At 42.7% G+C, this 22553-nt stretch carries 21 protein-coding genes; 16 read left to right on the top strand and 5 right to left on the bottom strand.

Annotated features, from left to right (window positions below):
• Positions 1-451 precede the first annotated feature (451 nt).
• On the top strand, positions 452-2026 hold the full coding sequence (locus ACEYW6_RS08540) for a mechanosensitive ion channel family protein (RefSeq protein WP_412979353.1): 1575 nt from the start codon (positions 452-454) through the stop codon (positions 2024-2026).
• Between the two features lie 93 nt (positions 2027-2119).
• On the opposite strand, the gene cimA is transcribed toward ACEYW6_RS08540, so the two are convergent.
• Complete coding sequence (gene cimA / locus ACEYW6_RS08535) at positions 2120-3781, bottom strand: citramalate synthase (protein WP_412979352.1); 1662 nt, start codon at positions 3779-3781, stop codon at positions 2120-2122.
• A gap of 75 nt (positions 3782-3856) precedes the next feature.
• Here cimA and ACEYW6_RS08530 point away from each other — a divergent pair, with 75 nt between their 5' ends.
• The 7 genes from ACEYW6_RS08530 (at position 3857) to ACEYW6_RS08500 (ending at position 12418) form a co-directional block, all read left to right on the top strand.
• Entirely contained in the window at positions 3857-4195 is a 339-nt protein-coding gene (locus tag ACEYW6_RS08530; protein WP_196509691.1) for a 2Fe-2S iron-sulfur cluster-binding protein, read from the top strand.
• A gap of 16 nt (positions 4196-4211) precedes the next feature.
• Complete coding sequence (locus tag ACEYW6_RS08525) at positions 4212-4586, top strand: hypothetical protein (RefSeq protein ID WP_190892950.1); 375 nt, start codon at positions 4212-4214, stop codon at positions 4584-4586.
• Positions 4587-4705: 119 nt separating this feature from the next.
• Positions 4706-6760, top strand: a complete 2055-nt coding sequence (gene thiO / locus ACEYW6_RS08520) for a glycine oxidase ThiO (protein WP_412979351.1) — start codon at positions 4706-4708, stop codon at positions 6758-6760.
• A 157-nt stretch (positions 6761-6917) separates the two neighbouring features.
• On the top strand, positions 6918-7097 hold the full coding sequence (gene psb34 / locus ACEYW6_RS08515) for a photosystem II assembly protein Psb34 (protein ID WP_196509689.1): 180 nt from the start codon (positions 6918-6920) through the stop codon (positions 7095-7097).
• Between the two features lie 263 nt (positions 7098-7360).
• A complete protein-coding gene (locus tag ACEYW6_RS08510; RefSeq protein ID WP_412979350.1) occupies positions 7361-9574 on the top strand; it encodes a tetratricopeptide repeat protein in 2214 nt (737 codons plus the stop codon).
• 515 nt (positions 9575-10089) lie between these two features.
• Positions 10090-10803 (top strand): conjugal transfer protein TrbI, encoded by a 714-nt coding sequence (locus ACEYW6_RS08505; protein WP_190892941.1) that lies wholly within the window; start codon positions 10090-10092, stop codon positions 10801-10803.
• Positions 10804-11176: 373 nt separating this feature from the next.
• A complete protein-coding gene (locus ACEYW6_RS08500; RefSeq protein ID WP_412979349.1) occupies positions 11177-12418 on the top strand; it encodes an S-layer homology domain-containing protein in 1242 nt (413 codons plus the stop codon).
• 27 nt (positions 12419-12445) lie between these two features.
• Here ACEYW6_RS08500 and ACEYW6_RS08495 read toward each other — a convergent pair whose 3' ends face one another.
• Positions 12446-13801 carry an ATP-binding protein gene (locus ACEYW6_RS08495; RefSeq protein WP_412979348.1) on the bottom strand — a complete coding sequence of 452 codons (1356 nt, stop codon included), beginning with the start codon at positions 13799-13801 and terminating at the stop codon, positions 12446-12448.
• A gap of 285 nt (positions 13802-14086) precedes the next feature.
• On the opposite strand from ACEYW6_RS08495, the gene ACEYW6_RS08490 reads away from it, so the two are divergent.
• Positions 14087-14404 carry a DUF3155 domain-containing protein gene (locus ACEYW6_RS08490; protein WP_041566316.1) on the top strand — a complete coding sequence of 106 codons (318 nt, stop codon included), beginning with the start codon at positions 14087-14089 and terminating at the stop codon, positions 14402-14404.
• 450 nt (positions 14405-14854) lie between these two features.
• Here ACEYW6_RS08490 and ACEYW6_RS08485 read toward each other — a convergent pair whose 3' ends face one another.
• Entirely contained in the window at positions 14855-15385 is a 531-nt protein-coding gene (locus ACEYW6_RS08485) for a cofactor assembly of complex C subunit B (RefSeq protein WP_412979347.1), read from the bottom strand.
• Between the two features lie 58 nt (positions 15386-15443).
• Positions 15444-15791, bottom strand: a complete 348-nt coding sequence (locus ACEYW6_RS08480; protein ID WP_190892932.1) for a PadR family transcriptional regulator — start codon at positions 15789-15791, stop codon at positions 15444-15446.
• Between the two features lie 633 nt (positions 15792-16424).
• Between ACEYW6_RS08480 and ACEYW6_RS08475 the strand changes: the two genes are divergently transcribed.
• The 6 genes from ACEYW6_RS08475 to rpsN all read left to right on the top strand — a co-directional run bounded on the left by ACEYW6_RS08475 (position 16425) and on the right by rpsN (position 21288).
• A complete protein-coding gene (locus ACEYW6_RS08475; protein ID WP_190892930.1) occupies positions 16425-17003 on the top strand; it encodes a DUF3611 family protein in 579 nt (192 codons plus the stop codon).
• A gap of 246 nt (positions 17004-17249) precedes the next feature.
• Positions 17250-17450: a hypothetical protein gene (locus tag ACEYW6_RS08470; protein ID WP_190892927.1), complete on the top strand. Its 201-nt coding sequence runs from the start codon at positions 17250-17252 to the stop codon at positions 17448-17450.
• A gap of 170 nt (positions 17451-17620) precedes the next feature.
• Complete coding sequence (gene serS, locus ACEYW6_RS08465; RefSeq protein WP_412979346.1) at positions 17621-18901, top strand: serine--tRNA ligase; 1281 nt, start codon at positions 17621-17623, stop codon at positions 18899-18901.
• Between the two features lie 131 nt (positions 18902-19032).
• The gene (rseP, locus tag ACEYW6_RS08460) at positions 19033-20133 is read left to right on the top strand and encodes an RIP metalloprotease RseP (RefSeq protein WP_412979345.1); all 1101 of its coding nucleotides are present in this window, start codon (positions 19033-19035) and stop codon (positions 20131-20133) included.
• A complete protein-coding gene (nth, locus tag ACEYW6_RS08455; RefSeq protein WP_412979344.1) occupies positions 20109-20798 on the top strand; it encodes an endonuclease III in 690 nt (229 codons plus the stop codon). The genes rseP and nth overlap by 25 nt, the downstream gene beginning before the upstream one ends.
• Positions 20799-20985: 187 nt before the next feature.
• Positions 20986-21288 carry a 30S ribosomal protein S14 gene (gene rpsN / locus ACEYW6_RS08450; RefSeq protein WP_190892923.1) on the top strand — a complete coding sequence of 101 codons (303 nt, stop codon included), beginning with the start codon at positions 20986-20988 and terminating at the stop codon, positions 21286-21288.
• 78 nt (positions 21289-21366) lie between these two features.
• Here rpsN and ACEYW6_RS08445 read toward each other — a convergent pair whose 3' ends face one another.
• Positions 21367-21696, bottom strand: a complete 330-nt coding sequence (locus tag ACEYW6_RS08445; protein ID WP_012410384.1) for a hypothetical protein — start codon at positions 21694-21696, stop codon at positions 21367-21369.
• Between the two features lie 106 nt (positions 21697-21802).
• Here ACEYW6_RS08445 and aat point away from each other — a divergent pair, with 106 nt between their 5' ends.
• Positions 21803-22381, top strand: coding sequence for a leucyl/phenylalanyl-tRNA--protein transferase (gene aat, locus ACEYW6_RS08440; protein ID WP_412979370.1), 579 nt, complete (start codon positions 21803-21805; stop codon positions 22379-22381).
• Positions 22382-22553 lie beyond the last annotated feature (172 nt).

Genomic DNA, 22553 nt, shown 5'->3' with positions numbered 1-22553 from the left:
TTTATATTTATTATTTATATCTTAACAGTCTTTGCATTCTTATTAAAAGTCTGAGATGTTAACTGTGGTGTTATGCATTCCAAGCGATTTGGAGAGCTTAAACAATGACAAATACAACAACAAGCAAAGTAAATTCTACCTACACGCGCTAGTAATCATTTGGAAAGCTTGAGCAAGTCATGGGTCAGTTCGGCTTGCTGAAATTAGGTATGAAAAGTAAATAGTAAATTCTCAAAAAATCAAAGAGGTAAGCGCACTTTCGGTTGGCTGATGGGGTGTCGCCGATTGCTCAGGGACTATGAGTTATTCGCCGAAATATCAAAGATGTTTATCTACTCTTAACAAAAGAGAAATCCAGTAAGATGATTGTAGTTTATGGGCTACTATATCCCCGAATTTTTGAAGAAGTCGGGGATATATCTGCCTTTTCTCTATTATTTATACTCAAAAAATGAATATACTAATTATCCTAGTTGAAGTCATATTTTTAATAGTAATTTTCTCGCTGTTTAACTGGTTAATTGGCATAAGCTTCAAGCAGGTCGCTAAACTTTCTTGGCTTCAAGGGAGATCTGCAAATATAACTTTCCTGCGCCGGAGTGTCAGCAGACTTCTAATTTTAATTTCTGTGATTCTGTGTCTTGTGCTGATTGGTGTGAATGGGATGGTGATTTATCGAGGTGGAAACATTCAAGAATTTCAACTTAATCTTATTCGCGGTCTTCCTACTCAATTTTTGCTCAATCTCTTCACGACGAGCTTGAAAACTGTTACCTTGCTAATACTAGTTAAATTTAGTATATCACCCTTATGTCGGGCTATAGATTGGGCTTGTAATTATGCTAAGAATGCCGATCAAATTAAGGCTAATGATGAAAGTCTCGAAGCTTTTTTTAGAATATTAAAAAGAATTATTATTCATAGTCTTTGGACATCATCTGCTATCCTGTGCGCTAAATTTTTCTACCTCCCAGAAGTCTTTCCCAGATATATTTACATTGCCTTAAAAATATACATTATTGTCACAGTTGGTTTACTCATTGTCAAAGCTGTTGCTACTATCGTTGATACTCTCGATGCACTGAGTCTTAAATACTCTAGTTCTGACAATCTACTGCGTTTATACGAGCGTTTACGTCATTTAATTCCCCTCTTCAAAAAATCTTTGGAATACGTCCTCTATGTTGGCATAGTAAATCTTGTTGTTCCAGAAATAGAATTTATCGCTTGGATAAATGCTTATACCCCTAGAATTGTGCAGATTATTGGGGTTTATTTTATTAGCAATGTTTTGATTGAAGTCGCTTACTTCATTCTTGATGAGTTCTATTTAAAAACTACAAATGTAAATGACTCACAGCAACAGAAACGGCTGACACTGATTCCCTTAATGCGGAGTTTCGCCAAATATTTTATCTACTTCACTGCCGCAGTTACTATACTCAAGCTGATTGGCATTGATCCTGCGCCTATCTTAGCAGGTGCAGGAATTGTGGGTATAGCAGTTGGTCTTGGGGCGCAAAACCTAATTAATGATGTTGTTTGTGGATTTTTGATTTTATTTGAAAACTATTACTTGGTTGGTGATTATGTCGAAGCCGGGAAAATGGAAGAGAGAAGTGTTGAGGGGATTGTAGAGGCGATTGAATTGCGAACCACTCACCTCCGCCATCCTGATGGTCAATTGCAGATTATTCGTAATGGGGATATTGGATCAATTGTCAATTTCTCTAAACAGTATATATATGCAAGGGTGGAAGTTAGCGTTTCCTATGACTCCAATTTAGATCATGTGTATAGGGTGGTTGAGAAAGTAGGGCAGGAGTTAAAGGCGGATGAACAGGATGTTATAGAACCCACGCGAGTAGCTGGAATAGAAAACTTTGGCGAAAATAACCTATTGCTGCTGACGCTGACAAAAGTCAAGCCTGGAAAACACCTTCATATTCAGCGTGTTCTCCGCAAGATATTAAAGGATACTTTTAGCCAAGAAGAAATTGAAATTTGCGGTTTTTCCAAGAATTGATATTAGTTCTTTTAGGGTTGCACGAGAATGGGAGGCGATCGCCTCCCATTTTCATTGAATGTAAAATGTTTAAACACTACATAGTGTTGTTTGTCAACTGGAAGCTTTCACGGCTGCCTCCGCTTGAGAGTGCAACAACAAACCGTATTCCAAGCCCTCTACCACCGCTTGATAAGAAGCCGCCAAAATATTCGTAGAAACCCCTACCGTCGTCCAGCGTTGACGACCATTACCTGATTCTACCAACACACGGGTTTTCGCCGCAGTGCCCGTATGTCCGTTGAGAATCCGCACTTTATAATCTGTCAAATCAAAAGTTGCTATTTGGGGATAAAAATTCACCAAAGCCTTACGTAAAGCTGCATCCAAAGCGGCCACGGGGCCGTTACCTTCCGCCGCCTCCAAAATATTTTTCCCGTCAACCGCGAGTTTAACTGTAGCTAAGGCATTGCTAGTTTCTTTCCCCTCAATCAAGTCACAGTGGACTTGAAAACCTTTGACTTCAAAAAACTTCTGGCGACCTCCCAAAGCTTCGTGCATCAACAGTACAAAACTTGCCTCTGCTGCTTCAAATTGAAATCCTTCACTCTCCAAATCTTTGAGGCGCTGGAGAATTTCCCTGGCCTCTGCCTTTTGCTGATCGAGTTCAATCCCAAAACTGCGGGCTTTGGCTAAAACATTGCTGAGTCCAGACTGTTCAGAAATCACGATGCGGCGACGATTTCCGACTTGTTCCGGTTGAATGTGTTCGTAAGTTAGGGGATTACGTTCTACGGCTGATACATGAATACCGCCCTTATGGGCAAAAGCCGAACGTCCCACAAAAGGAGCATGTTCATCTGGCGCGAGGTTGACCACCTCACTAACAAAACGACTAGCTTCTGTAAGTTGTGTGAGCTGGTCTTCTGTGATACAACTGTAACCCGCCTTCAGTTGTAAATTGGGAATTAACGAACAGAGGTTAGCATTACCGCAACGTTCACCGTAACCATTAATTGTGCCCTGTACCATCTTTGCCCCTGCCATAACGGCGGCTAAAGCGTTAGCAACCGCCATTTCCGAATCGTTATGAGTATGAATTCCAATTTGAGGAATTGTCCTTTGTCCTTTATCCTTGGTCATTGGTTCTTGACTAATGACAAATGACAAATGACTACTGACATCTTGAACAATTTGGCTAATTTCGTGGGGTAAAGTGCCGCCATTTGTATCACAAAGAACTAGCCATTCAGCACCAGATGCGATCGCAGCATCTAATGTCTGTAAAGCATAATCTGGATTGTGCTTGTAACCATCAAACCAATGTTCGGCATCGTAGATAATCCGACGCCCTTGAGAACGGAGGTACTCAATTGTGTCGCCAATCATCGCCAAATTTTCTTCTAATGTCGTCTTGAGTCCTGTTGTGACATGTAAATCCCAAGACTTACCAAAAATCGTTACCCAGCGAGTCCCCGCAGCCAAAATATCCTGTAGCATCGGTTCGGTGGCGGCAGTGGAGTTGGGGCGTCGAGTCGAACAAAAAGCCACAATTTCAGCAAGTTTTAGCGGATCTTCCTGGAGTTGCCAGAAAAATTGTACATCTTTAGGATTGGCACCAGGCCAACCGCCTTCAATGAAGGGAATTCCCAGTTGATCGAGTCTCTTGGCAATGCGTAACTTATCTTCTATCGATACTGATAGCCCCTCGCGCTGAGTGCCATCCCGTAATGTAGTGTCATAGAGCCAAAGTTGAGGTGAGGAATTTGTGGTCATAAAACTGGGACCGACGAGACAACTTTCGAGGCAATGTGTCAATATACAACAAAACGCCAGTTTGGCAATTTAAAAATGCCTAAAATACTAGCTCAAGGTAAAACAATTGAGTGCGAGCAGGGAAGCAATCTCCGAAAAATTTTGTTGCAAAATGGTATTGACCTCTACAATGACGGTGCTAAGGTAATAAACTGTCGGGGCATTGGCAGTTGCGGTACCTGCGCGGTTAAGGTAGAGGGCAAACTATCAACAGCGAATTGGCGTGATCGAGCACGGCGTTCGCTTCCTCCCCATTCTCCTACAACAGACTTGCGTTTAGCCTGTCAAACTCAGGTTTTAGGCGATGTGAAAGTGACAAAGTTTGATGGATTTTGGGGACAAGGTTCTCGAATAGTGTGGACACCAAAAGGTTAAAAAGGAGTAAGACAAGATGGGTAGATGGACACCCTTAATTTTAATGGCTGGAGGTTTGGCCATTCTGCTTGGTACATTACTGGGCATCAATTTTCCTATGGGCGTACAAAGCGCCAACAATCCCAGTGACAAGAAATCACAAGTCCTCCCAGCTAATATCAATGTTAATAGCAGTGCTGGCAGCAAGAATGAAGAAACTGCAACAGAAGGAACTGAAACAACTGAAACAAACGAAAACAGACGCGGTATTGTAGCCCCAAGACCTGACAACAGGAGCAGCGTTGCCCAGAATCCTGACAGTACAATAGACAGTAATACAGATACTTCAGAGACAGACACCCCATCCACCGATGTTAATCAAGGCAACGAACCAATTCGCGCCTTGTGGTAACGATAGATCCGTCTTTAGTTACGAGTTATAAGTTATAAGGTATGAGTTATTAGTTATGAGTTATTAGTTATGTACTAATGATAAATGGCTAATGATAAATGACTAATGACTAATGACTAATGACTAGTGAGACTGTAATTATTGGTGGCGGCGTTATTGGTTTAGCGATCGCCATTGAACTAAAACTGCGCGGGACACGTGTCACCGTGCTTTGTCGTGACTTTCAGGCTGCTGCTACCCACGCCGCCGCCGGGATGTTAGCACCAGATGCAGAAAACATCCCGAATGAGGCAATGCGCTCCTTATGCTGGCGATCGCGTGCTTTATATCCCGACTGGACGCGGAAATTAGAAGAACTAACTGGCTTAAATACTGGCTACCGACCCTGCGGTATCCTTGCACCCGTCTTTAAAGAGGCAGGGGGAGCAGGGAGCAGGGAGCAGGGAGCAGGGAGCAGGGAGCATGGGCAAAATTCCTCTTCTCTGGACTCTTCCCCGTGCCCCCCCGCCTCTTCCCCCGCTTACTGGTTAAACAGAGAGGCAATTCATCAATATCAGCCAGGATTGGGAGCAGAGGTAATTGGTGGCTGGTGGTATCCTGAAGACGCACAAGTTGATAATAAAGCTCTAGCTCACGTATTGTGGACGGCGGCTGAGTCTGTTGGTGTTGAACTCAAAGACGGTATTACAGTAGAAGCATTTTTACAGCAGCAAGGAAAAGTGGTTGGCGTGCAAACCAACGCCGGAATGATTCGCGCCGCGCACTATGTTTTAGCTTCAGGTGCTTGGTCAAATGAATTGTTACCACTACCCGTGCGCCCCAGAAAAGGACAAATGCTGAGTGTGCGGATACCAGAATTTGCGCCGGAATTGCCCTTGAAGCGGGTTTTGTTTGGGCAGGATATTTACATCGTACCAAGGCGCGATCGCCTCGTTATTGGGGCAACGAGCGAAGACGTTGGCTTCATCCCTGACAATACCCCAGAAGGCATTCAAAAGTTACTACAAGCTGCCATCCGGCTGTATCCCCAACTAAAGCATTATCCCATCCAAGAGTTTTGGTGGGGATTTCGTCCAGCCACCCCTGATGAATTGCCCATTCTTGGCACTAGCTACTGTCAAAATTTAACCCTTGCTACCGGTCATTACCGCAACGGGATTCTACTTGCACCCGTAACAGCTGCATTAATTGCCGATTTAATCTTGGAACAAAAGTCTGACCCTCTACTTGCTGATTTTCACTATTCGCGCTTCCAGTCCAAGCCATCTACCTCCACGCCAATGCTGACTCACTCTGCCAATTTCTCCAACGGGCATCGCTCTGCCATATCGCCACAGCACTCCCCAGTAGAGACGCGATTAATCGCTTCTCTGCCCATTGAAGATTCACCCCTCATTATTGCTGGAAAAACCTTCCAATCCCGATTGATGACAGGAACTGGTAAGTATCGCAGCATTGAGGAAATGCAGCAAAGCATCGCCGCCAGCGATTGCCAAATTGTCACCGTGGCAGTACGACGGGTACAAACCAAGGCTCCAGGACATGAAGGTTTAGCTGAAGCCTTGGATTGGACGAAAATCTGGATGTTACCCAATACGGCAGGTTGCCAAACTGCTGAAGAGGCGATTCGGGTGGCGCGTTTGGGGCGAGAAATGGCGAAATTGTTAGGGCAGGAAGATAATAATTTTGTAAAGTTAGAAGTAATACCTGATCTTAAGTATTTACTCCCAGATCCAATTGGGACGCTGCAAGCCGCAGAACAATTAGTTAAAGAAGGTTTTGCAGTGTTGCCCTATATTAACGCTGACCCCATGTTAGCCAAGCGTTTAGAAGAAGTAGGCTGTGCTACGGTGATGCCTTTAGCATCGCCGATTGGTTCTGGACAAGGGCTAAAAACAACCGCCAACATCCAAATCATCATCGAAAATGCGGGTGTGCCAGTGGTGGTAGATGCCGGTATTGGTTCACCCTCAGAAGCTGCCCAGGCAATGGAATTGGGAGCCGATGCCTTGTTGATTAATAGTGCGATCGCCCTTTCTCCAAACCCAGCAGCAATGGCTCGTGCCATGAATTTAGCAACAGTTGCCGGTCGTCTAGCATACCTTGCTGGCAGAATGCCTATCAAAGACTACGCCAGTCCTAGTTCACCTGTAACTGGGACGATTACTAGTTAGGGATTGGGGGCTAGGGAGTTTTAAGTATTTTATACCCAATACCCAGTCCCCAATACTCAATATTTCATCCCTAATGTAACGATTTGTCTAGCAGTTTCAGAGCGGATCTAGCATTTATGTAACATTAAATGAAGAATAAAGATAAAGGAATTGATTCATGCCCTATACAAACGAAGAAGGCGGTCTTCTGAATAATTTTGCCCGCGAACCAAAGATTTATCAAGCAGAACCTCCCACGGAAGGGCAAAAGCGAACTTATCTCTTCCTAGGAATCGCCGCTACAGTTTTGGTTGGCGGTTTAATTTTAGTCGCCTTCTTTGTTTCTCAGAGCAGTTGATCATAAAAGACTTTAATAAAATTTCATCTTCTTTATAGTTTTTCAGGTTCCGATTTTAAGAGGGGCCTGCTTTTTTATTTTTTGTTAAAATTGAGTTAACAATGAAAGTATAATTATATACTATTTCATTTTATTATACCTGAAAAGCTCGATTTATACTGAGCAGCACAACGTTAGTTTAAAAATCATTTCCATTATGAGATTAGTCCACTTGGATGCGCCCAGAAAGGTGATATGTACTGTTTTTTGGCTCTTGAGCCGCCATGAGCGTGAATGATACTGCACACAATGATAATTCTAGTTGGAATCGGCAAGTATACCATCGCCTGAAACTTGCCCTAAGTCTTGGTTTACGACGACAACTTTTTTTAGCAGTATGTGATGATTTACACTTAAGAAATCAAGTAGCTGCCCGTTTACACTCGACATTGGCTTATCCTATTGGACAAGTGCTATATCAGCCATCAAATGCCCCGGAGAATAGCACTCCAGCTTATCCGCGATTGGTTACGTTGCGTTTAAATTTAAACGATCCTAATCCCATAGTTCAGATAAATCAATGGTTGGCCAATTATCCACCGCCAATTGTTGGGGCATCAAAAGATACCCCTGGAAGACCTTTTCCAGTACCAGCATTTCAGATTGTCGGCGTGGAGCATCTCACCAAGCAACCAGTCGCTACACAACGGTTATTTTTGCACTATCTCCGCTTAAGCGAACAATATTTTTCTACACAAGAATCCAGCCGATTCCTAGAATCTAACTTGCTGTTGTGGATACCGCGTCCTTGGTTATCTGCTATCAAGCAATCCGCGCCACAGTTTTGGCGTTGTCGGACTGGCGTATTTGTTTTTGCTGGAGAACCCACGCCAGCAACTCAGAATTCGGGTTATCCAGAACGTTTTTCTAGTTCTAGAAGCTTGGATTTAGGGAATCTTGAGCAGTCGATTTTAGATGAATCAGCTAACCAAGCAGAACTCAGAACCGCAGCAACCGAGTTAAATTTTCAGAATAATTCCGATTTCCCGTCAGAAACACAAGGGAATGGCGTCCATAAAACCCAAGAAGTTTCGCCGTCAACAGCGGATTTATTGAAGGCTGCGCCACAACAGCAGGAATCTACTACTAGATATGGGAGTAGGAGTAATAATCAATCGCTGTCGTCTTTATCTCATATTAGTAATGAATTAACGGAGCTAGTAATAGCAACAATCAATACAAACATTGCTCAAGATACAGAGGATTTCTTACAACCCCAGCAGATTTTGTTGGATATTGAAGAATTACACGAAAAGCAAGTTTCAGGGGAGATACTGGCAGAAGCTTATCATCGCTTGGGTACCTTATACCGACTTCGCATTGAGCAAGGAGAGTCAACTCTAGAAAACCTGATGGTGGCAATTATTGCCTATCAGGAGGCAATTAGCTATGACGAAACCTCACCGCAACTCCCAGATATCTTGAATGATTTGGGTACACTCTACTGGATGCTATACCGCACACCACCCAATTCTGAGGAAGGACAAACTTATATAGAGCAGGCAATAGAATTTTATCAGTTGGCGTTAAAGATGATCTCGCCCCAGAAACATCCAGAAACTTACGCTCGTGTACAAAATAACTTGGGGACGGCTTATGGTGATTTGGCTCGTTTTTCTCACCCATCTGAAAATTGGCAGCAAGCAATCTTAGCTTACAGTCAAGCACTCAGCTACCGTACAGCCGATATGGACTCATTAAAGTATGCGGCTTGCCAGAACAATTTGGGTACTGCTTACTGGCATCTAGGGCAATATAATCAACCGATTGTGCATTTAAAGAAAGCGATCGCAGCTTACAACGAAGCACTTGTCCACTACAACCCCAAACAGGAACCGCTCAAATATGGCATGATTCAAAACAACATCGGCACTGCCTATTGGAATCTGGCACAATACGAACAACCTGCCCAAAATCTCCAGTTAGCTATAGATGTCTACAGCGAAGCTCTTAAGTATCGCACTCCAGCTAATGTTCCCAGTGCCTGCGCCGCTACACAAAATAATCTGGGTACTGCCTACTGGCATCTCGCCAACCTATCTCAGACAACCAAAGAAGCACGGCAAAAGTATCTGCAACTATGCATCAGTGCTTATGAAGAAGCTATAGCTTTGGCTCACTCACTTAGCGGTACTGCTTTAAGTTTTGATTTGCTTGCCTCTTATAATAACCTGGGACTAGCACATTATCAGCTAGTAATAGATAAGTCGTTTAATGGTGACAAAGCAACACGTTCTCAACACCTAGAAGTAGCATTAGATAACCATTTGCAAGCCTTAAACGGATTGAGCAAACAACCAGAAGCTTATCAAACAACTTTCACTTATGTGATCAAAACTATTCGTGCTTTTCATGATGAATTAGGGATACAGGGACAAAATTTGGCTTTATCTAAAGTTCCTAGTCAATTATTGCCAGAGATTTTGTCAAAGTTATAAAGCATATGCCGAAAACCATTAGACATCTCCGAAATATTAACTTATGAAAAGAAAAATAGCTAATGATACATTTCATTATTGGATAGCCGTGCTGAGGTCTTCTGAGCAAAGGCGGAGCGTTTCTGGCTTTGCTTCTGATTGACAAAGAAAGCGAAAATCTTTCCCAAGTCCTAGCAAATAAATCTAGAATGGAAGTAAGAGTTCGCAGTCAGCCCATTCGCCTCTATTCAGTGGTGTAGATATGTGGACGTAAACAATGAAACAACTCAGGAAACAATTAGACCTATTTTGCGTCATCTTGAGAGTATCTCACTTCCTATTTGGTAACGCACATTAGCAGGATACAAATTCTGAGGAGCGATATCTTCGATAGGCGTAGCTGCAACACAAACTCCACGTTATATAAGCACCTTAATATTCGGAATGCGCCTATAAACAGGTTTTATAAATTTCAGAAACAAACTCAGTGAATCCACGTCATTAGATACATAACATACACAAAGGTTTACCCACTTATGACTCGCCTACATCAATGGAAATCTGGAACTGCTGCACTCATGGCAATAGCCGTTACCGCAAGCGTCACTGCCCCACTGTTAACTTTAGCTCCTGCTAATGCACAATACAGAATTGGGCAAGACAGAACTGGGCAATATGGAAACGTTACCATTCCTTCTGGGGTTGCTTTTCCTGTTACCTATGATAAAGAGACAATTACTATTGCTCCTGGGGAAAGTCAATCTTTAACGCTGAGAATAGCGAATGACATTATCGACAGGAATAGAAATGTCTTGATTCCCGCCGGTACTAAAGTAAATGGACGACTAGAATCTGTTGACCTAGATAGTTATTCAAGAGATACAGATGATAATAAAGGAAAAGGTGTGCGGTTTGTAGCTCAAGAATTAGAATTTTCTAATGGTCGGCGTCAATCCATTAATGCAACTTCTCGGACATACACCACAACTCAAAAAGTTTCACAGGGGCCCAGCACAGGTCAGGTTTTAACTGATGCAGCTATCGGTGCGGGTGCTGGTCTTTTAGGTTCACTAGTTACTGGTAACCGCAGAATTGATGATTTAAAACCTGTTATTGGTGGGGCTGCGGGTGCAGGAGCAAGTGTGCTGTTGCGGAAAAAAGAAGCAAATGTTTTTGTTCTCAGGCCTGCACAGGATTTGAGGCTTACACTGAATTCTAACTTGAATTTAGTACCACCATCCCGCTACTAGATTTAACTGAATTCAAGTCGTGACTTTAATCACCTCTGATAGGCGATCGCCACTTTAACTATAGTGAGCGATCGCCTTCATTTTTTAACCCTAAAAATCTATTTTTCAGCAACTAACCTATCTCTGTATCGTCTTACTCAGTACTCATATTTTTTCAATACTTATTTAATAGCATTAATTGGGAAGAGACTGATTACACTATTTACCTATTGCTAGCTCTGTTGACAAGTAATTTCTGATTTTGTTTATCTCATTTGACTGTATGACTAAAGTAATGGTTTTTACAAAAAACATGAATTAATGGGAACCTCATACTTCAGAAGAGGTCTAATTAATTAACAGTAAAAAAAATAATTGTACTGGAGTAAAAATAATGTTTAACTTAAATCGTTTGCAATCTGGAAAAGCTGCACTCATGGCTTTAAGCGTCACAGTAGGTACTGTAGCGCCCTTCATTACAGCTTCACCATCTTTTGCTCAAACTACTTTTTCTGATGTTTCATCTAACTATTGGGCAGCACAATTTATTCAACAATTGTCTCAACGAGGTGTAATTGCCGGATTTCCTGATGGTACTTTCCGCCCTGAAGAAGCGGTGACACGCGCTCAATTTGCCGCTATGGTCAACAAAGCTTTCCAAAAAGCACAGCAACGGCAGGCAATCAATTTTACTGATGTGCCAAGCAACTATTGGGCATCTAGTGCTATTGGGCAAGCTTATACGATTGGTTTCTTATCTGGTTATCCTGGTAATCGCTTTGAGCCTAACCAAGCTATTCCCCGCCAGCAGGTTTTAGTTTCTCTCGCTAACGGTCTGGAATATAGTCCGAGCGGTAATACCGAAAGCACTCTGCAATACTTTAATGATGCCTCTAACATCGCTAGCTATGCCCGTAGCCCGATCGCAGCAGCAACTGAGAAGCAAATTGTGGTGAACTATCCTAATGTGAAGTTCCTGAATCCAACCGCAACAGCCACTCGCGCCCAGGTGGCAGCTTTTATCTACCAAGCATTGGTTAGTTCTAATCAAGCCTCAGCAATTAACTCGCCCTATGTCGTGGCTGTTGGGTCTACTACCCCAATACCTGTAGCTGTGACAATTCCCCAAGGGACTGCTATCCCTGTGAAGTATGACAAGGCAGAAAAAATTCTGGTTACAAAGGATGAAACAGCGCCCTTGACATTGACAGTATCCCAAAACGTGGTTACGCAAGAAGGATCTGTAGTGATTCCTGCTGGTAGTCAAGTTATTGGTCAACTCAAACCTGCTACAGGCGGTTCTCAATTCGTTGCCGAGAAACTAGTTTTGACGAGTGGTCAAGAGTATCAGCTTAACGCTAGCTCTGAAGTGATTACCAAAACTGAAACCGTCAACAAAGGTACTAGTACTGGTTCAATTATCAAGAATACTGTATTGGGCGCAGGTGCAGCCGCTGCGGTATCTGCTGTCACAGGCGATCGCGCCATTGCCACAGAAGAGGTCTTGGGTGGCGCTGGTATCGGTGCGTTAATTGGTCTGTTCTTCGGCAGAAATAGTGTTGATTTAGTAGCAATTGACCCAGATACCGATTTGCAAATGACAATCAATCAAAACTTGTTGGTTTCAGTAAGATAGTCATTGGTCATTTGTAAATACTAATGACTAATTCTCAACTTCCGGTAACCAAATAATAAACGTAGTTCCCGGCGCATCGGGTGAAGTTAGCTTAGAGTTGATTGCAGGGCTGAAAACCTCGATTTCGCCCTGCATTTGCTCTATTAATTGTTTTGCGATCGCTAACCCCAAACCAGTACCAGGGATTTCTGTTTGCGCTTGTACACCCCGATAATGCCGTTCTCCAAGATGCTCTAAATCCTGGGGTGGAATGCCAGGCCCGTTGTCACTAATAACAATTCCCTGAAAATTAGCTTTTTCTTGCCCCGCCTGAATCAAAATTTTGCCACCTGTGGGAGTGTATTTCAAAGCATTATCGATGATGTTAGTTAAGACCTCTCGTAATGCTTTGACGTTGGCACGTACTAGGGGTGAATTCTGTTGAATTTCAGTTATTAGTTTTAGCTTTCGCTCTTGGGCGATCGCTTTGGCTGATATTAATAATGGTTCTAATATATCTGCTAACGAGCAGTCAACTGCTTTATCTCCCGTTCCCGGTAATAGTAGCGGCGGTTTAGCATCTTTTTGGATAGTTGCTTCTACAAATACTTCATGTTCAGGGAGATGTAGTGGTGCTAAATCTGCCTCTGTCAAGTCAATTACTTGATCAAATTGTTGCAGCAATTCTTGGAGGCGATCGCTTTCCCGCACAATACTAGTTGCTACATCCCGGTTAGCGTCTGCTGGGCTGAGTCGTTTCAATAGCAGTTTGCCAAAAGTCCGCAACGCTGTTAAGGGGTTACGAAACTGATGCAACAGGTTATCCAGCAAATCCCGTTGTTTTTCTTGGAGAATTTGTTGTTCATGCAACTGCTGCTCAAACCATGCTCGCCGCTGATCTAAAATACAAGCGATCGCTAATGTTTGGGCTATCCGTTGAATCTGACTTTCCTCATGTTCATTCCATGCCCGGTCTTCCCTACCTGTCACCAGTAACCCCATCATCACACCCTCATAAATCAGAGGTAAAACAATTTGATTACCACTAAGTAAGTATTCTTCTTTTAGATGGGGTTGAGATGCATTTGGGATCTCAGACTCTGGTGACGAGGTTGGAGATTCTGATCCTGTTGTCAATAACCTTCTCTGATGATTAGGTAATATAAACACATTTCCAACTTGAAGTTGATTGTGTACAGTCGCTTCAGCAGTCTCCTTCCCTGGCGGTAATAATGCTGTTTCCGGGTAAATCACTACAGGAATCAGTTTTGCCTCACCTGAGGGAGTCTCTACCAATTCTTGTGTCAGGTACACAATACTTAAAGTTGCTCCCAGCCCTTGGGTTAGCAGCGCTATTTGCTCTCGACATAGAGCAAGAAAATCGGAACTGGCAGACATTAACATTTTTTAGCTCTTGCTCAAGATTACAGATTTTGAGGCATGATGTAAGAGAGGATACTTAATTTTTACCTCACTCATTTAATAAAGCTTAACTAAAATTTTCTTAGCGATGGTTTGTACCAAGGGATTATATCCTTTGGTGATTTTCTTTTCCCTATCTCCAAAGATATTAATTTTCTTACATTAAAAGGTTAAAAACTATTGATATTTTGAACTAGAACTTATATAATGACGACGGATTTTGTAGCTATCACTACAATCTATAGCTTGAAAGAGGAGGACAATAGATTGGCAAGGAGACGCAAAAGGAAGAGTCGTCGTCGTCAGGAAGGACGACGCATTTTGGAACATGTGCCTCAATATAGCATCGAAAGTGGCGAAGAAAAGCCTGTGACAGCAGCGAGAAGATTCATTCAAGCTGAAGGTATTTTGCCACCGGCTTTGCTACTCGTAAAGCGAAATGAACACACCACAGACCGTTATTTCTGGGCAGAAAAGGGACTGTTTGGTGCTCAATACGTAGAGGAAAATCATTTCTTGTTTCCTAGCTTGAGGGTGTTAGAACCTTCGCCAGGTCAAGAACCTCTTGCTTTAGCTAGTCGGTGAACTATAAATGGTCATCTTACGCATTGAATGTGGCTCCTGACTAACATTAACTGGCAAAATTGCTAAGTTTATGCAGAATTTAATTTTTTTTTAGTTTGGAGCTGATTTGCTTTTTAAGGCTAGTCCAGGTAGTTGGAAAGTCAACTTGTCTCAAACCACGCTATGTTGCATGGGTTGATACTATTTTGATGATGCAGAAGGGAGTGGGTATAGAGCCAAGCGCATCCAAAAGCGCTAGTGAAGTTGCGCTCTTATGCCGTAAATTGTTAACCAAGCTCTGTCAACGAATTTAAGTTAATGAATTTAAATTTTTCCCCACGACAAAAGTTGTGGGGAAAACTGACAAAGCAGAAGTCTTGATTTCCTCCTTCCTACTTTCCATTGCCTAAAGAGTAGGTCAGGTCAGAAGTCTGCATATCATAGTTAATAGATGGTCATAAAAACCAACAATTATTCAACAGCCTTGAGATGTAGAGTCCTCTGTAACTCACTAAGTTCATCTCGATGGCCAACTACAGTGATCTTACTTGAGGAGGTTTGTTCGCTCTGAGTTGTTTCTACTTTGAGCGACACCTTCTCAAGTCTTCCAGATTTTTTCCAATAAAATAGACCACTTAAAGGCGACAGCAGTACCATAGCCAAAATAAAGCTACTGAGCTTAGGAAAAAGCAGGTATACGACCAGAGATAGACAAATAATACCAGTAGCTGCCAGCAGAGTTAAAAATATAGCTAAGAACCAACTGGGGCGAACATTACCTTCAAAAGTCACTTTGTTTTGTTCTCGGTCTACCGCTGCCACTCGGTAAGACCGCGAGCGAAAATAATCTTTTAATTGAGACATTAAAGCAGCTTCGTCTTGCTCAGATACCATTTGCGCTGTTTCTATGCGGTCTTTAGTCGAGGCACGAATAAAGAAAAACAGCCCAACCGATAACAACAAGGTTAGCAGGAACGTAGATGGCAGAATAGCAGTATCCATAACTAATTGTTACTGTTTGACTGGAGGAGACTTATTCATTATCAATATCAATTATTCGTTACTTTGTCCTCCTGTTGATGTAATCTTGCCAAAGAAAAGCTAAATCCTGCGCTTGAACTTGCCACTCTGGAGAAACTTGGTACATCCGCCTGGGGCGTCCTCGTCCTTCCAGTTTCTTCCAATATCCAGTGATTGCCTTTTGGTCTTCCAGAAATTTGATTGCACTATAAAGTACGGTATCCGAAAGCCTAGAGGTGGGATATTCAGTTTCTAATTGCTCAATCAACTCGGTTCCGTAAGATTCACCTTGTAACAAAACAGACAGTATGTAACAAACTGCTACTTCCTGACAAAGGTAAGTTGGCGGAGGATTCTCAAAGAATTGATATATATCCTCAAGTTTCATGGTTAGTGAATGGCTAAAAAAATGCCTTAGGGTACGGTCTACAATCCTTGTAGTCAGTATACAGTGCTACTGCTAAGTGAGTAACGTATATAAACCTACTTAGACTAGATATCCATTGCGTAAATACCAAATAATTACCCACGCCTGTGAAGTTGTGGGACGAGTTTGCGAGTTTTAGGGGCACAAAATACTGTACCCCTACCCAAGCTCGATATGGTGTGGTGAGGAGCGAACAGAGCGTGGCGAAGTCACTATCTTGGTGTTAAGTGATGCCGAGCTGGTTAGAACTGCTTAAGCAATAAAATGCTATCGAAGAAATTTTACAGGTAAAATGCAATTTTGTCTGTAAAACTTAATAAACACTTTGTTTTACAGTGATTTTCCCAATGCCGATTCTCAAACCTTAAGCTAAGGGATATGTCTGGGTTAAAGCTGCTACGCCTGTAGACACACCTAAGTAGTAACCATTACTGATTTTCTGGATAAGAGAATCTCTTGCCCCATTTGGCAAGTGTGATAGTAAATTTATCAAAGAAGACGCAAAGACTAGGAAAGGGAGAGACGCAAAGTGCGATACCTCTCAACAAGGTTTTCCATGTCTTTTGAAAGCACCCAGCACATTGGTGATCAATTATGTCACAGACTCCCGATGCTCCATCATCTTCCTCAACTCTCCGGGCAATTGCCCAAACCTTTCGCCTTACAGGTTGGATTAGTTTCTGGATTCAGCTAGTACTAGGCGTTGTTTCTAGCATAATTGTGCTGCTGTTCGCCATCTTTAATCAAAGAACTGGCAGTCCTAGTAATAATCCTGGGACTGGCTTTGGCGTATTTTTAGCAATTTGTGGACTGGTTGTTTTAGCCGTAGGCATTTATTTAGCTTACCGTTACACTAGAATTGGCAAGCAATTGGAATCCTCTAATCCCAGCAACCGCCCTCGGAAAAGCGAGACAGTGCAAGTATTACGCTTAGGACTTTGGGTGAATTTAGGGGGGACGCTAGTGACTCTTTTGGGGGCGCAAGCGATCGTTGGAACATTAGTAGCAAGATCCATATCTCCTCAAGCTATAACTACCCAATTTTTTGACCCCACCCGAATTATCAGCGGTCTAGATATGCTTGTGGTACAGGCAAACACCAACACTGTCTCAGCGCACTTTGCAGGGCTTGTGGCATCTCTTTGGTTGCTCAATCGCATTAACCGACCTTAGAAAGCGGAGTCGGAAGAAAAGGTAAAAGTCAAAAATCAGCAATTCTTTTGACTTCTTTTCTTGCTTACTTTTTTCTTGTTTTCAGAGTCCGTATAGCGAATAATTCAAATATGTTCATTGTACTTTTCCGAAATTATCAAATTACAGTGTGAAGACTAAACCAGTTACTTATTATTAGCACCCTTCTACAGAGTGATATTAGAACCGTTACAAGGGTGAATTAATCTTTATTGGAGGTCTTACACTATGAAAAAACTAGAAATCTGGAAATTTGGCATACAAGTGCTTTTTAGTACATTAATGATTGGATTGTGTAGTTCCTTAATCTTTATGGAACGTGATAATAGCCAAAACCAGGCAGTTTACTGGAGTGGTTTATCAGGCGTACTTGCCTACTGGCTACCCTCACCTGCGAATACTCAGGGGTCTGGAAAATCAGAGGAGTAATAGCAAATTTTGAATTTTGGATTTTGGATTTTGGATTTTAAATTTTTCTAGCCCTACCAAGATTGGCAGATCAAAATTTTTATGTTTGCTTTTCTGCTCATGGCAAGCCAAAATCAGTATATGCTGATGTGTTGGCAGGTAGATAATAGGCTAAAAACTGAGAAAAATCTGTGCTGGATATCAAGCAAATACGGGAAAATCCGCAATTAGTTCAAGAACGATTGAATAGTCGTAGTGGTAAATACGACATCGAACCGATATTACAGTTAGATCGGCAACAACGGGAACTTGAGGGAACGCGCAGTCAACTCCAAGCCCGGAGCAACGAAATCGGTAAAATTGTCGGGCAGAAGATTAAATCTGGGGTTAATCCTCAAGACCCAGAAATTCAAGCTTTGCGGGACGAAGGTAACTCTGTTAAAACTACATTGAGCGAACTGGAACCCCAAGAAAAAGAACTCAAAGCTGAAATTGCCCAACTTGTGTTGGCACTTCCCAACTTGCCAAGCGACTCTACACCCCTTGGAAAGAATGAGGAAGATAACGTAGAAGTACGCCGTTGGGGTGATGAGTACATTCCTCAAAATCTCAATATTCTCCCTCACTGGGAAATTGGCGAAAAGCTAGGTATTCTCAATGTTGAGCGGGCTGTGAAAGTTTCCCAAAGTCGCTTTGTGACATTGATAGGCGCTGGTGCGGCATTGGAAAGGGCATTAATTCAATTTATGCTGGCTCTTCATACTCAAGCTGGGTATGTGGAAGTCAGTCCGCCGCTGTTAGTGAATACCGAGTCTTTGACGGCGACCGGTCAGTTGCCCAAGTTTGCTGAAGAAAGCTTTAAATGTGCTGAGGATGACTTATGGCTGATTCCTACGGCTGAAGTTCCAGTTACAAATCTCTACCGTGGTGAAATTCTCGCTGCTGAAGACTTACCTATCTACCATTGTGCTTTTACTCCCTGTTTTCGCCGCGAAGCTGGTAGTTATGGGCGCGATATGCGGGGATTAATTCGCCTGCATCAATTTAACAAGGTAGAAATGGTGAAGTTTGTCGAACCCAGTACCTCTTTTGATGAACTGGAGAAATTGGTAGCGAATGCAGAAGCAATTTTACAGGCGTTGCAGTTGCCTTACCGAGTAGTAAATTTAAGTACTGGAGATTTGGGATTTGCCTCTACCAAAACTTATGATTTAGAGGTTTGGTTGCCCTCTTCTGGCAAATACCGTGAAATTTCTAGCTGTTCCAATACTATAGATTTCCAGGCGCGACGGGCTGATATTCGCTTCAAAGAGGCGGGGAAGAAAGGTACTCAGTTTGTACATACTCTGAATGGTTCGGGTTTGGCGGTGGGAAGAACGATGGCAGCAATTTTGGAGAATTATCAACAACCTGATGGGACGGTGAAGATACCAGAAGTGTTGCAACCTTATTTGGGACGTGAAATTTTGTAATTAGTTATTAGCAAGTAGTCATTAGTACTTTGTCTTTTACTAATGACTAATGCCCAATACTCCATACCCAATACCCAATGCCCAATTAGAATGGAGATAACTATAGCTTAATATTTTCACTAATTTGCTCTATGTCAGTTTTAGCAGCGATCGCAGTCTTGGCTGTTTTGATCTTGGTACACGAGTTGGGACATTTTGTTGCAGCACGTTCTCAAGGCATTCTCGTTAACCGTTTTTCTTTGGGTTTTGGCCCAGTTCTTTTTAAGTACCAAGGTTCACAAACCGAATATGCTGTCCGTGCTTTTCCCTTAGGCGGCTTTGTGGGCTTTCCCGATGATGACCCCGATAGCGATATTCCACCCAATGACCCAAATCTGCTGCGTAACCGTCCAATTTTAGACCGGGCGATCGTCATCAGTGCCGGAGTGATAGCAAATTTAATATTTGCCTATTTGGTGTTGGCTCTGCAATTGGGTATCGTTGGTATTCCCAAGGAATTAAACTATAAAGCTGGTGTCGCCGTACAGCCTGTTAATCAGGAATCTGTTGCCTATCAAGCAGGAATTCGGGAAGGAGATATTATTCTGGCTGTTAACGGTCAGGAACTCCCGGCTTCTGATAAGTCAACTCCTTTGCTGACAAAAGAAATTCAAACTCATCCCAATCAGCAAATCGAACTGAAAATTCAGCGTGAAAACCAACAAAAATCCCTGAAATTAACGCCAAAATTGGGAGCCGACGGCAAAGGTGTAATTGGTGTAGCACTTAGTCCAAATGCTACAGCAACTTATCGCCGTCCTAATAGTCCTTTTGAAATTTTTGGCATTGCTGCTAATAGGTTTCAACAATTATTTGTTGGTACACTCAGCGGTTTTGGCCAGTTGATTACCAACTTTCAACAAACTGCTGGACAAGTTTCTGGGCCAGTTAATATTGTCAAAATCGGTGCCAAATTAGCTGAGGACAATACCGTAAACTTGTTGTCTTTTGCTGCAATTATCAGCATTAACTTGGCTATTATTAACATTTTGCCTTTGCCAGCTTTGGATGGCGGACAACTTGCTTTTCTTCTGATAGAAGGTTTGCGCGGTAAGCCAGTGCCTGCGAGGATTCAAGAAGGTGTAATGCAAACCGGTTTGGTGTTACTCTTAGGGTTAGGAATTTTCCTGATAGTCAAAGAAACTACTCAATTAACTAGCCAATTGGAGTGGGTACAAAAATTGTTCCAGTGAGCATTACCCGCAATTCGTTATCTAAAAAGCAACGGGCGATAGAAGTTTTAGCTCGCCTGAAGCGTCTTTATCCAGATGCTACTTGCTCTTTGAACTACTCAACGCCAGTACAATTGTTGGTGGCAACGATTCTCTCTGCTCAGTGTACTGATGAGCGGGTGAATAAAGTGACACCAGCTTTATTTGAGCGGTTTCCTGATGCTGCTAGTTTAGCGATCGCTGACTTAGTAGAATTAGAAAACTTGGTGCGTTCAACTGGATTTTATCGCAATAAAGCCAAAAACATTCAAGCCGCCTGTCGGATGATTGTTACCGAATTTAACTCTGTTGTCCCCAACCAAATGGAACAGTTGTTAAAGCTTCCAGGTGTGGCGCGGAAGACAGCAAATGTCGTTTTGGGTCATGGTTATGGCATTAATGTTGGGGTGACGGTAGATACTCATGTCAAGCGCCTCAGCGAGCGTTTGGGTTTAACTGAAGCAAAAGACCCCGTTCGGATTGAGCAAGATTTAATGGGTTTATTGCCGCAACCTGATTGGGAAAATTGGTCTATTCGACTGATTTATCACGGTCGTGCTATTTGTAAAGCCCGCTCTCCCGCTTGCGTTGCTTGTGAGCTTGCCGATTTGTGCCCTGCTGCGAATAAGCCAGTGGTTGTAGGGTAGTTTTGATCAAGAAGATCGATGCAAATACGAGGAGACGCAAAGAAAGAAATCTCTGCGTCCCCTTGTCAGCCTTAACCCGTATCGATCAATTTCAACTTGACAGACCAGTAAGCGCTACGAGTAACCCTAGAATTGATGGCGAGACTGTAGAATAGAAAATGCTGTCTTTAAACAAATTAAAAAATGTATGGCAAAAAAGAGCATGATTGAGCGCGAGAAAAAGCGCACCAGGTTGATAGAAAAGTATGCTGACAAGCGGGAAGCCCTTCTGGAAGAGTTCAGAAGTGCAGAATCTCCCCTAGATAAGTTGGAAATTCACCGGAAGATTCAACAACTACCCCGGAATAGTGCGCCCACCCGCCACCGCAATCGTTGCTGGTTGACTGGTCGTTCTAGAGGTGTTTACCGCGATTTTGGACTGTCTCGGAACGTGCTGCGAGAATGGGCGCATGAAGGTCTGTTGCCTGGAGTTGTTAAGTCTAGCTGGTAAAAAGTTATGAGTGATGAGTTATGAGTGATGAGTTATTAATTGAGACAAACCTAACTCCTAACTCCTAACTCCTAACTATTATTGACCACAACACTTATCAATTCCCAGACTTTCTAAGAGTAGATCGCTGACGGCGTTAGCGATCGCAAATTCTCCGTAGAAACTATTGGAAAAATCATACGACTGCATCTCTGTGACAATGGCAATTACCAGAGAACCAAGGTCGTTTTCTCCTTCCATCCGTTGACGCACAAAAATCTGTGCTGCTCGTTGGGCAATATTTTGGTTTACTGCTTCGGGGATAAATTCTGTATCTAGCCACCGTTGTAAACGCTCTCGTAACCATTCACCTTCGAGCAGCGGATTTTCAGGTGGTGGTAAGGTGATAGGTGGAATTGGTTGAGTCATCTTTTTTATCTTAAACGCAGAGGGACGCGGAGGGAAACACAGAGGAACGCAGAGAATGACTGATAGCATCAAATTGCGTTTCTCTAGTGTTTTTTTATGTTTATTTATGCAATATGATATCGCCGCTATTGTTGAGGGTTATGCACAAGGCTATTTTCTCATGGCTGATGAGCGCGATCGCCTGAGTTGGTACGGAAGTCGCGATCGAACTTTTATTCCTTTGGATGAACGGTTTCACTACCCCAAGTCTTTACAGCGTGTCCTGAATCAAGAGCGTTTTACAGTGGACATTAATCGGGACTTCCAAGCTGTGGTGGCTGGGTGTGCTGACAGAGAGACAACTTGGATTTCACCGGAATTGCAAAAGATTTACTGGCTGCTTTACCAGAGTGGTTATGCTTATAGTTTTGAAACTTGGCAGGGTGACGAATTAGCTGGGGGAATTTTAGGGATTGTTATTGGCGGTGCTTTTATTGGCGAGTCGATGTTTTACCGCATTCCTGAAGGTTCAAAGGTAGCGATGGTAAAGTTGGTGGAAAGATTGCGCCAGAGGAAATTTGTGTTTTTCGATGCCCAAATGATGAATCCGCATTTGGAAAGGTTTGGTGCTTATCGGGTTGGGGATAAAGAATATCAAATGCTACTTAAGCAAGCGTTGCAACGCCGTTGTTCCTTAGTATATTAATTAGAGCTTTTGCAATATCTGCTGAAGCGTTAGTGCGATCGCTAATATTGTAGGTTCGGTTAACGCTAGGAAACCCAACATGTTTTTCCACTCACAATCTTAAACACTTTCAGTAGGAGAAGTGCGATCGCTAGGTTATTTGTGAGACGATACCTTGAGATTATTCGTGAAG

It is taken from the genome of Nostoc sp. UIC 10607 (genome assembly GCF_047228265.1).
Taxonomy (GTDB): domain Bacteria; phylum Cyanobacteriota; class Cyanobacteriia; order Cyanobacteriales; family Nostocaceae; genus Nostoc; species Nostoc foliaceum_A.
Note: the sequence above shows the minus strand (reverse complement) of the source record. Positions and strands in the feature narration are given on the sequence as shown.